This window comes from Agromyces humatus (genome assembly GCF_021228295.1).
GTDB classification, from domain to species: Bacteria; Actinomycetota; Actinomycetes; order Actinomycetales; family Microbacteriaceae; genus Agromyces; species Agromyces humatus.
In genome coordinates this window covers 424565-439099 of sequence record NZ_JAJQPD010000003.1, presented here as the reverse complement: position 1 = coordinate 439099, position 14535 = coordinate 424565, and the positions used below count along the sequence as shown (strand labels likewise).

At 70.3% G+C, this 14535-nt stretch carries 10 protein-coding genes; 1 reads left to right on the top strand and 9 read right to left on the bottom strand.

The features are described from left to right. Positions 1–4 precede the first annotated feature (4 nt). The 9 genes from LSF15_RS07240 to LSF15_RS07200 all read right to left on the bottom strand — a co-directional run bounded on the left by LSF15_RS07240 (position 5) and on the right by LSF15_RS07200 (position 12929). Entirely contained in the window at positions 5–3694 is a 3690-nt protein-coding gene (locus tag LSF15_RS07240; protein ID WP_232497849.1) for a S8 family serine peptidase, read from the bottom strand. Between the two features lie 119 nt (positions 3695–3813). Next, complete coding sequence (locus LSF15_RS07235; protein WP_232497848.1) at positions 3814–4878, bottom strand: LacI family DNA-binding transcriptional regulator; 1065 nt, start codon at positions 4876–4878, stop codon at positions 3814–3816. Between the two features lie 200 nt (positions 4879–5078). Continuing rightward, positions 5079–6275 (bottom strand): glycine C-acetyltransferase, encoded by a 1197-nt coding sequence (locus tag LSF15_RS07230; RefSeq protein WP_232497847.1) that lies wholly within the window; start codon positions 6273–6275, stop codon positions 5079–5081. A 2-nt stretch (positions 6276–6277) separates the two neighbouring features. Then, complete coding sequence (gene tdh, locus LSF15_RS07225; protein WP_232497846.1) at positions 6278–7321, bottom strand: L-threonine 3-dehydrogenase; 1044 nt, start codon at positions 7319–7321, stop codon at positions 6278–6280. Positions 7322–7404: 83 nt separating this feature from the next. Next, entirely contained in the window at positions 7405–8622 is a 1218-nt protein-coding gene (locus LSF15_RS07220; protein WP_232497845.1) for a Gfo/Idh/MocA family protein, read from the bottom strand. Between the two features lie 22 nt (positions 8623–8644). After that, positions 8645–9766, bottom strand: a complete 1122-nt coding sequence (locus LSF15_RS07215; RefSeq protein WP_232497844.1) for a LacI family DNA-binding transcriptional regulator — start codon at positions 9764–9766, stop codon at positions 8645–8647. A 5-nt stretch (positions 9767–9771) separates the two neighbouring features. Further along, entirely contained in the window at positions 9772–10689 is a 918-nt protein-coding gene (locus LSF15_RS07210) for a carbohydrate ABC transporter permease (RefSeq protein ID WP_232497843.1), read from the bottom strand. Then, the gene (locus LSF15_RS07205) at positions 10682–11656 is read right to left on the bottom strand and encodes a carbohydrate ABC transporter permease (protein WP_232497842.1); all 975 of its coding nucleotides are present in this window, start codon (positions 11654–11656) and stop codon (positions 10682–10684) included. Before LSF15_RS07205 ends, LSF15_RS07210 begins: the two co-directional genes overlap by 8 nt. A 4-nt stretch (positions 11657–11660) precedes the next feature. After that, positions 11661–12929 carry an ABC transporter substrate-binding protein gene (locus tag LSF15_RS07200; RefSeq protein ID WP_232497841.1) on the bottom strand — a complete coding sequence of 423 codons (1269 nt, stop codon included), beginning with the start codon at positions 12927–12929 and terminating at the stop codon, positions 11661–11663. 263 nt (positions 12930–13192) lie between these two features. Here LSF15_RS07200 and LSF15_RS07195 point away from each other — a divergent pair, with 263 nt between their 5' ends. Further along, positions 13193–14449 carry an MFS transporter gene (locus LSF15_RS07195; protein ID WP_232497840.1) on the top strand — a complete coding sequence of 419 codons (1257 nt, stop codon included), beginning with the start codon at positions 13193–13195 and terminating at the stop codon, positions 14447–14449. Positions 14450–14535: the final 86 nt, after the last annotated feature.

The window sequence follows — 14535 nt, the reverse complement described above, 5'->3', positions numbered from 1 at the left end:
CCGTTCAGCCCCGAGCGTAGGCTCGGACCACCTCCTGGGTCACCGTGGATGAGCCGTCGACGGCGGTGACCCGCAACGTGACCGGCGCGCTGCCGGCCGGCACCACCGCGGAGAAGCCGTCCTTGTCCCGCCGGACCGCCAACGACTGCCAGTTCGCACCATCGTCGAACGACACCTCCGCCTGCAGCGTGGCACGCGATCGCACCGCGCCCAGCTGGTCGGTCACCTGCCAGGAGACCGTGTGACGGCGACTGGTCGCCTGCCCCTCGTCGTCGGTCGGAACGTCGTAGACCACTTGCAGGAGCGGCAGCGTCTCGGTCGCACCCTCGTCCGGCCGGCCGGACCGGAAGGTCCACGCCGTCGACGAGCGGACACCCTGCTGCCATTCCGCGTCGTCGCGGGCGACATCGAGCTCGAGCCGGTACTCGGCCTCCTCGGCGATCACATCGAGGGCCTGTCGTGCGTTCGGCAGCGACTCCACCAGCTCGCCGTCACGGTAGAGCCGTGCGCTCGAGGAGACACCGCCCACATCCGCGTGACCCGCGCCGTCGACGAGCTCGGGCACGCGCAACTGCATCCGGTCACCGCTGCGGGTCGACGGCATCGAGGCGATCGCAGCCGGACGCACGACCGGATCGAACCAGCGCTCCTTCGAACGTCCCGCTTCATAGCTGAGCGCCGGTCCGGCCATGCCGCCGATGACCGTGCCGATCCAGTTGTCCCAGGTGTGCAGCACCCGGTGCTGCCACACCGAGTCACCCGCCGAGACCCACTCGACCCGGCTCTCACCGGTGGCGACCGTGCGCTGCGCGTCGTTCCACGAGTAGGTCATCCACGGACGCCAGCCGAAACGCTGCTCGCGGGCGTAGGGCCGTCCGCCGCTCTCGACGTAGGTGGTGGTGACGAGGTGACTGTTGGCCTCGGTCACGCGGTGGACGATCTCGTCGGGGATCGCGCCGGTCGAGACCTGCATGACGTCGTAGAGGTAGGGGCTGGTGCGGCTCGCCTCGACGACCACCTGCTGCTTGCCCGGCTGCTGCGCGTGCCGGATCAGCGCCGCCCCGTCTTCGGCGGTGGTGACCATCGCCGGAATCGGGCCCGGGTCGAAGCCCGGCTCGAACACCGTGAAGATGCTGTTCGTCGCGGGTCGGACCAGGATGATCGCCCGCGCGCCCGCAGCCGCAGCCGCCTCCACCTGTGCGACCTCGGCGCCCTGGTCGGGGGCATCCACCACGACCACCTTGCCGCTCACGCCCTCCAGCTCCGGTCCGGGCGCCACGAGTTCGAGGCGCAGCGCCCTGTCGAGCACCGCGGACTCCATGAGCAGGCCGGCCTGGGGCCTCAGCTCGGTGCCCGGCAGGGTGATCAGTGCGGAGGGGCGCACGAGCTGCCATCGGGAGGAGAACTCGAACTCGCCCTCACGGACGGGATCGGTCGGGGTCACCCAGGGCATCGTCCGCTCGAACGACATGACGCCGTGCTGGATGTCGCGGCCGTTGGTGAGGAGGCGGTGGGCATACCAGCTGAGCACGCCCTGCTGCTCGGCCCGTTCCGGGGTCCGGATCTCGATCGGGCGCGTCGTTCGCGCGTCGATCACCACCTCGACATCGGACGTCACCTCCAGGTCGGGCAGAATCACCGTGCCGGTCCGCTCCGCCTGAGCGTTGCCGAAGTCCTCGATGATGCCTTGCACGACGTAGTCGCCCTCCTCGACCTCGAGGGTGGCGACCTCGCCCGTGTCGAGGTAGCCGAGGTACTCGGTGCCTGGCCGGTCGCCGATCAGCGAGAGGGACGGCACGAAGGTGTCGCCGCCATCGAAGCCCACTGCGCGGATGGTCACGGTGTGCCGCGGACCTCTCTTGACCGCACCGATGGCGCTGCGCACGAGCACGTCGCCCTGCGCCGTCGCGATGAGTGCGCCGCTCCACCGGCCCTGGTCGAGCGCGGACTGGTCGATCGCCACGTCGACCTCGGCGGAGCCGTGCGCGGGAACGGTGACCTGCTCGGGCGCGCTGAAGGCGCGAGTACTGGATCCCGGGTCGTCGGGGTTCGCGGCCTCGATGGCGAGATCGAGGGTGACGGGCTCATCGCCCTCGTTGCGGTAGGTGACGGTGCGCTCGCGCACCGCGTCGTCCACCGCGTCACCCTGGAGCGCGAAGTCCGCGATTCCCGTGGCGGTCACCTGCTGGCTGACCGCACGGGCGACGTCGACCCGGCCGGCGCCCTGCTCGTAGACCCCGAGGTCGGGGTTGGCCCGCGAGGTGCTGACCAAGGCGTCCTTGAGCCGCTCCCCCGTCCAGTCGGGGTGCTGCTGGGCGAGGAGGACGGCGGCACCCGCCACGTGCGGGGTCGCCATCGATGTGCCGGAGGACGCCGTGTACAGCGCGTCGACCGGTGAGCCCATCGCCGTCCCGGACGCGCGTGCTGCGACGATCCCCACCCCCGGCCCGCTGATCTCGGGCTTCAGCCCGCCGTCGCCGGTGCGCGGCCCACGGCTGGAGAACTCCGCCAGCGACTCGTCCCGGTCGACCGCGGCGACCGACAGCGCGGCGGGTGCGGTGCTCGGGGTGGAGACCGCCTCGTCGGTGCCGTCGTTGCCTGCGGCCACGACGAAGAGGGCTCCGGTCTGCTCGGAGAGCGCGTCCAGGGAGAGGCTGAGCGGGTCCGTCCCGTCGGAAGGGCCGCCGCCGAGGCTCATGTTGACCACTGCGGCGCGCTCCGCCGCCCACTCCATGCCGGCGATGATCCAGGAGTCGTACCCGTACCCGTCGTCGCTGAGCACCTTGCCGATCATCAGGTCGGCGTCGGGCGCTACGCCGGGCCTGGCGCCTCCAGCGCCCGCTCCGGTGCCGGCGATGGTGGCCGCGACGTGGGTGCCGTGGCCGAAGAGGTCGGCGGTGCCGGTCTCACTGCCGGTGAAGTCGACCGCCTCCTCGACCTGCCCCACGAGGTCGGGGTGCGACCCGTCGACGCCGGTGTCGAGCACCGCCACCCGGATGCCGGTGCCGCGGTAGCCGGCCTCCCATGCGTCGGGCGCACCGATCTGTCGAACGCTCTGGTCCAGCGAGGCCGAGGCCCGACCGTCGAGCCACACCCGTTCGATGCCACCGGCCATCAGTGCGGAACTTCCATTCGCGGGCGCTTCCGCAACCGCGCCGCCGGTGATCGCCGCCCACACCTGCCCGAGGTCGTCGACCCCGGCAGAGAGTGCCGCCCCGTCGATGCTCGGCAGGGCCCGGGTCTGCTCGGCGCCCGCGACGGCCATCGCCTCCGCCCGCACGCCCGGCGACCAGGAGACGATGAGCGGCAGCGCCTCGAGATCGGCGTACCCCTCCTCGATCAGGGTGCTGACCTCGAAGAGGCTGTCGTCGATGACCCCGGAGGCGAGGAATGGGATCGCGTCGCTGGGCAGCACCTGCAGCACGCCGTCCACCTCGATGGTCTGGAAGGTGACCTGCTCCCGTCCGGGACCCGGCGTGACCGTGGCAGCGCGCCGCCCGTCGGCGGACTCGGCCACCTCGACCCGGTCGCCGGTCAGCAGCGTGATGCCGTGCGTCTCTCCGAGCGCACCTGCCGCCTGCGTCAGGTCGGGCGGCTCAGCCGCGTCTGCGGCGGCCGGGGCGGTGAGGCCGACGACCAGAGCGGTGACGGTGGCCAGAATGGCGAGAGCTCGAGGGATGTGACGGGGACGCATACGGTGAAGTCTGGCGCTCCACCGGCCGGTGCGGTGCCCGGTGGGATGCCCAGAGTGCGACATGGCACAACCGCGTCACCGGTGGTGCGGCGGCGCGTCACCGGTGGTGCGGCGGCGCGTCAGCGGTGGTGCGGCACGGCCGTCGTGTCGCCGACGTGCAGGGTGCTCGTGAAGCACACCGACTCGCCCGGGCGACCGGCGAGCAACTGCACGACGGCCTCACCGGCCGCCCTGCCCTTCGAGACCGAAGGCTGGGCCAGCGTCGTGAGGTCGTGCTGCAAACCGTCGACGCGGATGCCGTCGAATCCGAGCACGCTGAGCTCGGCGGGCACGGCGATGCCGAGCTCTTCAGCCGCGTTGATGACCCCGGCTGCCAGAAGGTCGCTCTGGGCGATGATCGCCGTTGGGCGGGTCGCCGAGTCGGCCAGCAGGGTGAGCCCGGCCTCTCGGCCCTCTTCGATCGAGCTCGTCGCGGCCACGCGACCGCCGGCGTCGGGGAATACCAGCCGGGCTCCGGCGAGCCGCTCGCTCGCGGTGTCGGCGGTGCTTCCGGCGATGAGCTCGGGGGTCAGCTCGCCCCGAGTGCGGTCGGCGTCGAACGGGAGTGTCACGAGCGCGACATCCGTGTGCCCGAGTTCGCGCAGGTACTCGGCCCCGCGCCTCGTGGCCTCGCGGTTGTCGATCGAGATCTCGGGGATGTCCTCGCCGGCCGCGCCTTCGATGGCGACCGCCGGGATGCCGCGACGACGCAGTGCCTCGACCGAGTGACCCAGGCGCGGGCTGCACCCGATGAGCACGACGGCGTCGACCGGCGCGCTCTCGATGCCGACGGCGTTGCCGCCCGCCTCGCCGGTGTCGGTCAGGAGCAGCAGTCCCGCGCCGAGCGGCGCGATGCCCTCGGTGATGCCGTCGAGCATCTGGATGTTCACGGGATCGAGGAAGGCATCCCGGATGCGTTCCTCGAGCACGACGCCGACGATGCCCGAGCGGCCGCGGCGCAGCGACCGGGCGCGCGGGTCGGGCCCCGCATAGCCGAGGTCGGCGGCGGCCGCGAGCACTCGCTCCTTGGTGGCATCAGACACCGGGCCGGAGCCGCTGAAGGCGAGCGAGGCGGTCGATGCCGACACGCCGGCGCGGGCCGCGACGTCGGCGAGCGTGGGTCGGGCGAGCTCATCGGACTGCATGCGCCCGATTCTAGGCCGAATCGATTCGATCGGGGGTTGCTGTTCAGCGCATTCGTGGGTTGAGGAGCGAGCGCAGCGAGCGTCTCGAAACCCCAGATCGCCGCGGCGCGGGTTTCGAGACGGCGCAGGCGCGCCTCCTCAACCAACGACAGTGCCGGCGCCGGCGCGCCTCCTCGACCAACGACAGTGCCGGCGAGAGGCTACTCGGCCGCGGCGCCCACAGCCACCTCGTCGCGCGCGGCCGCGAACGCCTGGACGCAGCGACGGATCTCCTCCGCGGAGTGCGCGGCCGAAAGCTGCACGCGGATCCGCGCGAGTCCCCGCCGCACCACCGGGAAGCTGAACGCCGTCACGTACACACCGCGCGCCTGCAGCGCGTCGGCGATGCGAGCCGTGAGCGCGGCGTCACCGAACATGACGGGCACGATCGGGTGCTCGCCGGGCAGCAGGTCGAAGCCTTCGGCCTCCATGAGCGCACGGAACAGCGCCGCGTTCGCCTGCAGTCGGTCACGCAGCTCGCCGGAGCCCGCGACGAGCTGCAGCGCCTCGATCGTGCCGGCGACGATCGCCGGCGCGAGCGTGTTCGAGAAGAGGTACGGCCGGGCGCGCTGGCGCAGCAGCGCCACGATCTCGGCGCGCGCGGCCACATAGCCGCCGGATGCTCCGCCGAGGGCCTTGCCGAACGTGCCGGTCGTGATGTCGACCCGGCCCTCGACGCCGCAGTACTCGGGCGTGCCGCGCCCGTGCTCGCCGACGAAGCCCACGGCGTGCGAGTCGTCGACGAAGACGAGCGCGTCGTACCGGTCGGCCAGATCGCAGATCTCGGCGAGCGGCGCGATGTAGCCGTCCATCGAGAAGACCCCGTCGGTGACGATCACGCGGCGGCGCGCGCCGGCTGCCGCGATGAGCTGCGCCTCGAGGTCGGCCAGGTCGCGGTTCTTGTAGCGGAACCGCTGCGCCTTCGACAGGCGGATGCCGTCGATGATCGAGGCGTGGTTGAGCTCATCGCTGATGATCGCGTCGTCGGCCCCGAAGAGCACCTCGAAGACCCCGCCGTTCGCATCGAAGCACGACGAGAACAGGATCGTGTCGTCGTAGCCGAGGAACTCCGACACCCGGCGTTCGAGTTCGAGGTGCAGCTCCTGCGTTCCGCAGATGAACCGCACGCTCGCGAGGCCGTACCCCCACTCGTCGAGGCCCCGATGCGCCGCGGCGACGATGCGCGGGTCGTTCGCCAGCCCGAGGTAGTTGTTGGCGCAGAAGTTCAGCACCTCGCGCCCGGCGACCTCGATCTGCGAGGACTGCGGGCCGTGGATGCCGCGTTCGCGCTTCGTGAGGCCGGCGGCCTCGATCTCGTCGAGTTCGGCGCGAAGCTGGTCGCGAACCGTTCCGTACATGTTCAGAGCTCCGTCCAGTCGAGGATGACCTTGCCGGCGCCGCCCGAGGCGGCCGCGTCGAATGCCGCGCGCCACTCGCGCGCGGGGTAGCGGTCGCTGATGATCGACGCCACCCGCGAGCGCAGCTGCGAACTCGTCTGCAGCATGGCGCTCATCGAGTTCCACGTCTCGAACATCTCGCGACCGTAGATGCCCTTGAGCGTGAGCATGTGCGTGACCACCTTGCCCCAGTCGACGGCGTACGGCTCGGCGGGGAGGCCGAGCAGGGCCATCCGACCGCCGTGATTCATGTTCTCGATCATCTCGGGCAGCGCTCGAGGCGACCCGCTCATCTCGAAGCCGACATCGAAGCCCTCGCGCATGCCGAGCCGCGGCTGCACGTCGCGGATGCGTTCGCCCGAGACATCGACGACGGCGTCGGCGCCCATGGCGAGCGCGAGCTCGAGCCGCGCGGGCGACACGTCGGAGGCGACGATGAAGCGGGCACCGACGTGGCGGGCGACCGCGATCGACATCAGGCCGATGGGGCCGCAGCCCGTGACGAGCACGTCTTCGCCCACGACCGAGAACGCGAGGGCGGTGTGCACCGCGTTGCCGAACGGGTCGAAGATCGCGCCGACCTCGGGATCGACGGGCGCGTGGTGCACCCACACGTTCTCGCCGGGAAGCACGACGTACTCGGCGAACGCGCCGTCGCGGTGCAGCCCGAGGCCCTGGGTGCGGATGCACATCTGGCGGCGCCCCGCGCGGCAGTTGCGGCACATGCCGCAGACGACGTGCCCCTCGCCCGACACGTGGTCGCCGACGGCGACGTCGTGCACGAGCTCGCCGACCTCGACGACCTCGCCGTAGAACTCGTGCCCGGGCACGAGCGGCGCGGCGATCGTCGATGCGGCCCAGTCGTCCCACTTCTCGATGTGCAGGTCGGTGCCGCAGATGCCCGTGCGGAGTACCCGGATCTTCACCTCGGCGGGCCCCGGTTCGGGCTCGGGCCGGTCGACGTACTCGAGGCCGGCGCCGGGGGCGGGTTTGTAGAGGGCCTTCATCGTGCTGAGAACTCCGTTGTTCGGCGCACGAACCGCTGGGTGCGGCGGTTCATGCGGGTGGTCCGGTGGGTGCGCCGGATGACTCAGCCATCGTAGCGGCGCGAGTCGATCAGACGACCCAGCGCTGCCGACTCGACCTGACCGCCCTCGAAGTAGGCGACGAGGTCGGGCTCGAGCGGCGGCACGGCGAGCGAGCCCCCGTCGCCGCGCAGCGACTCCGTCGCACGGATGCCGACCGCGACCGCCTCGCGCGCGGCCACCGGCGAGGTCTCGGTGAGCCCGCCGTCGCGCACGAATCGCAGGAACTCGGCGACGAGCAGCGCATCGGCGCCGTCGTGACCGACATCCTCGGGCGACTCGGGCACGATGAAGGTCTCGTCGGCGGGCGCCGCCCCGTGGTGACGCCGATTCCAGAGCCGCACCTCCGACCCCGAGACATCCCCGAAGTTCTCGATGCGACCCTCGGTGCCGATCACCGTGTAGTTGCGCCAGTAGTCGGGCGTGAAGTGGCATTGCTGGTACGAGGCGAGCACGCCGTTGCCGAGCCGCAGGTTCACCATCGAGATGTCCTCGACGTCGATCACGGGGTTGAGCCCCGTCTGCGCGGCCGGGGGCCAGTTGTCGAGGCTGAACCAGTCGCGCATACGCTCGCCCGACCGGTCGCGCCGGTCGCCGACGTCGCCGTAGACGCTCAGCGACCCCATCGCCTGCACCTCGGTCGTGTACGCGCCCGCAAGCCAATGGATGACATCGAGATCGTGCGCGCCCTTCTGCAGCAGCAGGCCGGTGGTCTTCTCGCGCTCGGCGTGCCAGTCCTTGAAGTAGTAGTCGCCGCCGTTGCCGACGAAGTGGCGGCACCAGATGGCCTTCACCTCGCCGATGCGCCCCTGGTGGATGAGCCGGCGCATGAGCACCACGACCGACATGTGCCGCATGTTGTGGCCCACGTAGAGCTTGGTGCCGGTGCGGCGCGCGGTCTCGAGGATCGCGTCGGCGTCGCCGACGGTCACTGCGAGCGGCTTCTCGCAGAACACCGGCACGCCGGCCTCGAGCGCGGCGATCGCGACGGGCGCGTGCTGGTGGTCGGGGGTCAGCACCATGACGGCGTCGAGTCCCATCGCGAGCAGCTCGTCGAGCGATTCGGTGACGGATGCCTCGGGCAGCGCCGTGCGCGCGTCGGCGCGGGCGCGCTCGGCGGGGTCGCAGACGGCGACGACGCGGGAGCCGCGGCCCGGACGATGTGCCTCGGTCCAGAGTGAGGCGCGCGCGCCGAAGCCGACGATGCCGATGTTCAGATCCACGGGGTGGTGCTCCTTCAGGGGGTTACGCGTCGCGTTCGCGCAGGCGGGGCGTGCGCGGCGGCGTGTCGAGATCGGTCGAGCCGCCCATGACGAGCGACCAGCGGAAGTCGTGGAGCCGGGGCTCCTCGGTGTGGGATTCGAGCGCTCGGGCGACGATGATCTCGGCCTGCCGCTCGTAGAAGTCGGTCGGGCCGACGGTGGTCAGCGTGGGCGAGACGAGGCGGGCATCGGGCGTGTTGCCGACACCGATGACGGCGACGTCGTGCGGCACCCGAAGCCCGAGCATGTGCGCCGCGTTGATCGCCGCGATCGCGGCGAAGTCGGTCGTGGCGTAGATCGCGGTCGGCCGCTCAGGCTGCGAGAGCAGCGTGACCGCTGCAGTGAACGCGCTCGCCTGCGTCTCGGTGAAGGTCGCGGTGTGCGACGGGATCACCGGCAGTCCGCGCGACCGCAGGCGTTCGACGTATGGCGTGTATCGCGAACGGCCCGTCGCCCTGAACGCGGCCTCGGCGACGAGGCATCCGATCGCCGTGTGGCGTTCGAGCAGGTGGTCCATCGCGAGGTGGCAGCCGGGAATCGCGTCGGAGCGGATCACGTCGTACCCCTCGGGCTCGAGCGTCTCCGAGAACACGACGAGCCGCTGGCCGCGCTCCACGAGCGAGGCGAGCTTGCGCTTGCCGTCGTCGGTGTCGACCGCCCCGTCGAGGTAGGCGACGTCGCTCTCGACACGGTCGAGCGCGGCGTACCAGTCGCCGTCGGCGAGGATCAGCGTCGTGAGCCCGTGCCGGTTCGCCTCCTCGTTGACCGCCGCGGCGACGGCGAGCGACCACGGGTCGCTCAGCATGTGCAGCGAGAGCTGCACGGTGTCGCTGCGACCCGTACGGATCGTGCGCGCGGCACGGTTCGGCCGGTAGTTCAGCTCGCGGGCGGCGGCGTGCACGCGCGCGGCCGTGTGCTCGGCGACGCCCGAACCGCCGCCGCCCCGACCCGAGAACACGTACGAGACGGTGGCGGTCGAGACCCCGGCGAGGTCGGCGACCATGCGAAGCGTGGGCCGGCGGCGCGCGGCGCCGTTCGCGCCGGTACCGTTCGCACCGGTCGATCGCGTCGCGCGGTCGCGGTCGGACTCGTTCGCCTGCGTCATCCGCGTCACCCCTTCGTCCCGGAGAACGCGATGCCCTGGATGAACTGCTTCTGCAGGATCATGAACGTGATCAGCATCGGCAGCGTCGCGAGCAGTGCGCCGGCCATGAGCACAGGGTAGTCAGTGCCGTGCAGGCCGACGAGCTGCGACAGACCCACCGAGAGCGGCATCTTCTCGGGGTCGGTCGTCACGACGAGCGGCCACAGCAGGTCGTTCCACGACCACAGCACGGTGAACACGGTGAGCGCGATGATGCCGGGCTTCGCGAGCGGCACCATGACCCGCCAGAACGTCTGCCACGGGTTGGCCCCGTCGATGCGGGCCGCCTCTTCGAGCTCGACCGGCATCGACATGAAGAACTGGCGCATGAGGAACGTGCCGAAGGCGCTGAAGATGCCGGGCACGATGAGCGCCTGCAGGGTGTTCAGCCAGCCGAGCGACTGGATGATCTCGTACTGCGGCAGCAGGTACAGCTGCGACGGCACCATGAGCACCGAGAGGAACACGACGAACACGACGTTGCGCCCCCTGAACGGGATGCGGGCGAATGCGTAGCCCGCCATCGTGCACAGGATGACCTGCCCGACGGTGCGGCCGATGGTGAGCAGGACCGAGTTCGCGAACATCTGGGCGAACGGCATCGAGTCGAACACCTCGACGAAGTTGGTGAACACCCACGGGTCGGGGATGACCACGGGCGGCACCTGCACCGAGTCCTGGAACGTCTTGAACGCGGTGAGGGCCTGCCACACGAACGGGAACACCATCACGACGGCGCCGAAGCCGAGCAGGAGGTGCACGATCCAGTTGCCGCCTCCGGTGCGTCGCCCGCGACGAACGGGCGAAGCGGATGCCGCGGGGGTGGTCGGTCCCGCGACGACCGCTCGGGTCGACAGGTCTTCGGTCAGGGTCAGGTCACTCATAGTGCACCCACTTCTTCTGCAGCCGGAACTGCACGACGGTGAGGACGAGGATGATGACGAGCAGGAGGAAGGCGATGGCCGCCGCATACCCGCGCTCGTTGTCGAGGAAGCCCGCCTCGTAGAAGAGGTAGACGATCGTCCGGGTGTTCGGCATCGCCGGATTGTTCTGGCCGAGCATCATGTAGATGAGGTCGAACACCTGCAGCGCCCCGATCACGCTGATGACGCTCACGAAGAAGATGCTCGGTGAGAGCAGCGGGATCGTGATCGAGACGAACTTGCGCACCGGGCCGGCGCCGTCGAGGTCGGCCGCCTCCATCACGGTGTCGGGGATGCCCTGCAGCCCGGCGAGGAAGATCACGATGTTCGTGCCGAGGCCGGCCCAGATGCCGACGACGGCGATCGAGACCAGGGCCGTGGTCGGGTCGGTGAGCCAGCTGTTGCCCGGGATGCCGAAGACGCCGAGCACCTCGTTGAGCACGCCGTAGTCGCCGTTGTAGATCATGCGCCATACGAGCGCGATCGCCGCCGGCATCGTGACGACGGGGATGAAGTAGAGGGTGCGGTAGATGCCGCGGCCCCGAAGGCCGGTGGTGTTCAGGAGCGCTGCGATGCCCACGGCGATCGGGATGCCGACGAGCACGAGGACCGTGTAGACGGCCGTGTTCCGGAGCGCGCCGATGAGCTCGGGATCTTCGAGGAGTCGCACGTAGTTGTCGAGCCCGACGAACTCCGAGCCGCCGAACGGCCCCGACTTGGTGAACGACAGGATGAACGTGCGCACCGTCGGCCAGAGGTAGAACGCCAACAGCCCGACGGCGGTGGGCCCGATGAAGACGAGGGCCCACCAACCCGACTGGCCGGGTCCCCGGCGGCGGCGCCGGGGCGCGGGGGCGGCCGCACCGGGCCGCCCCCCGTCGAGCTCGGCGATCGGCGCCGCGGTGCGCTGCGCGATCAGGTCGCTCATGCGACTACTCCGACTCCGCGTCGAGTGCCGCCTGCATCTCTTCGGCGAGCTGCGTCAGGCCGTCCTCGGGCGAGACCGTTCCGGCCCAGACCTGCGAGAGGATCTCGCTCTCGAGGGCGGTCCATGCCGCGGTGTTCTTCGACACGGGGTATGGCACGGCGCTCTCGAGGGCATCGATGTAGACCTGAAGGTCGTACTGCGGGAGCGCGTCGACCCAGGCCTGCTGCGATCCGTTGAAGGCGGGGATCACGGTGCCCGACTCGGACTGGATCGCGGCGGCCTGCTCGCCGCTCGCGAACGCGGCGAACTCCTTGGCGATGTCGAGGTTGGTGCTCTTCGCGTTCGCGACGTTGCCGATGCCGTGGATGACGCTCTGGTTGCCGTCGGCACCCGCGGGCAGCGGTGCGACGTTCACCTTCTCGGCGAGGTCGGGGTTCTCGGCGTACGCGATCGCGGCCCACGAGCCGTTCTGGAACATGGCCGCCTTGCCCGAGATGAAGAAGTCCTCGGCTGCGGTGTCGGTCATCTGCTGTGCGGTCGGCGATGACCCCGCAGCGATGAGGTCCGTCCAGAGCGTGATGCCCTCGAGCGCCTCTGAGCTGCCGTAGCCCGACTCGGTGCCGTCGGCGCTGATGACCTCGCCGCCGGCCTGGGCGATGGAGTTGTAGTAGTTCTCCTGGCCGTACTGGGTGGCGGTGATGCCGTAGACGCCGGCGGCCGGGTCGGAGAGCTTCGCCGCGGCGGCCTTCAGGTCGTCCCACGTCCAGCCCGCACTCGGGTACTCGACCCCGGCGGCGTCGAACAGCTCGGTGTTGTACCAGAGGGCGACGGTGTCGAAGTCCTTCGGCACCCCGTAGAGCGATCCGTCGTAGGTATAGAGGTCGATGAGGCCCTGCGGGTAGTCGGATGCCTCGACGCCCTGGTCGTCGAGCGGCGCGATCACGCCGTTCGATGCGTAGAGCTGGAAGTTGGGTCCGTTCATCCAGAACACGTCGGGGGCGGCGCCGCCCGACACCGAGGTCTGGAGCTTGGTGAAGTACTCCTTGTACGGCGTGAGCTGGATCTCGACGGTGACGTTCGGGTGCTCGGCCGTGAATGCTTCGGCGATCTCCTCCATGGCGGGCTGCTGGTTCTGGTCCCAGATGCCGTACGAGATCGTGACGTCGTCGGATGAGCTCGTGCCGGAACCCGACGAACAGGCGCTCAGGGCGAGCAGTGCCGCCGCGGAAGCAGCGAGGGCCGCGACGGTGCGACCGGTGGTGGTACGGAGCATGATTCTCTCTCTGTGTGAAGACCTTGCGGACGGGGACAGATGGGGCTTGACGAAGATGTTAATCGTTTAGCAAGAGCGAAGATAGCGCGGTGTCCGGATCGCGTCAACCGCCGATTCGTGGCATGCCGGCGCGGCGCCTGCGGAATCGCGGCCCGGAATCCGGTCGCATTGCGATCAGTCGACGTGATCGGTAATGTTCAACAGCAGATGGGTCGAATCGATTCGACCCAGATGAATCCGCCGAAGACGAAGAAGCAGCTCGCATGACCGAAACTCCCCGCCCCACGGCCGCCGCCCGCCCGACCCGCGAGCTCGTCGCGTGGCGCAATGCGATCTTCACGATCTTCTTCCTGTCAGGGCTGAGTCTCGCGAGCTGGGTGGCGCGGCTTCCGGCGATTCGCGACGAGATCGGCGTCAGCACGCAGGGCGTGGGTCTCGTCATCCTCGCGATGTCGATCAGTTCGATCCTCGGGCTCATCGGCGCGCCCTGGATCATGGCCCGCTTCGGCGCCCGGCTCGGCATGTCGGGCGTGCTGGTGATCGTCGCGGCAGGACTCGTGCTGATCGGGATCGGCGGATCCGTCGCGCCGTCGGTGACGCTCGTCGTGGTCGGCCTCGCGCTGTTCGGATTCGGCAACGGGGCGGTCGACGTCATGATGAACGTCGAAGGGGCCGAAGCCGAACGCGAGCTCGGCAAGACGGTGATGCCGCTCATGCACGCGTTCTTCAGCTTCGGCACGGTCGCCGGCGCATCACTCGCGGTCGCGGCATCCGCCGTCGGTCTGCCCGTGCTGACGCACCTCGCGATCATCGCCGCCCTCATCGCGGTGACGGCGATCATCGCCGTGCGGTTCGTGCCGGTACGTGAAGAGCTGGGTGACGACCCGCACACCGACGCACCGCGCGAGCCGTGGGGTGTTCGTCTGCGGCGCAGCCTTCGCGTCTGGGCCGACCCGCGCCTGCTGCTCATCGGCGTCGTCATGCTCGGCATGTCGTTCGCCGAGGGCAGTGCCAACGACTGGCTGGCCATCGCCGCCGTCGACGGGCACGGCCTCGACCAGACCGCCGGCGCCGCCATGTTCACGGTGTTCACGATCGCCATCACCACTGCCCGCGTGCTCGGCGGACCCTTCATCGACCGGTTCGGCCGCGTCGCGATGCTGCAGAGCATGTCGATCATCGGCGTCGCAGGCCTCGCGCTGTTCATCTTCTCGAGCGAGCCGTGGATGATCGTCACGGGCACGGTGCTCTGGGGCATCGGCTGCTCGCTCGCGTTCCCGGTCGGCATGTCGGCTGCGGCCGACGTTCCCGATCGAGCGGATGCCGCGGCTCGCGTCAGCGCCGTCGCCATGATCGGCTACTGCGCCTTCCTGGTCGGCCCGCCCCTGATCGGGTTCCTCGGCGAGGTGTTCGGGATCCTCAACGGACTCATCCTGCTGCTCGGGCTCATGGCGCTGGCGGGGCTCGCGGCGCCCGCGGCACGGGAACGCTCGGGCCCGCGGGCGCGCACCGGAGCCTGACACCCGCCCCGCGGCATGAGAACTCGGCGAGCGCGTCAGATCCCGCCGTGCGATCGCCTCGCAGGCGCGCGCTCGGCGCAGCGTGA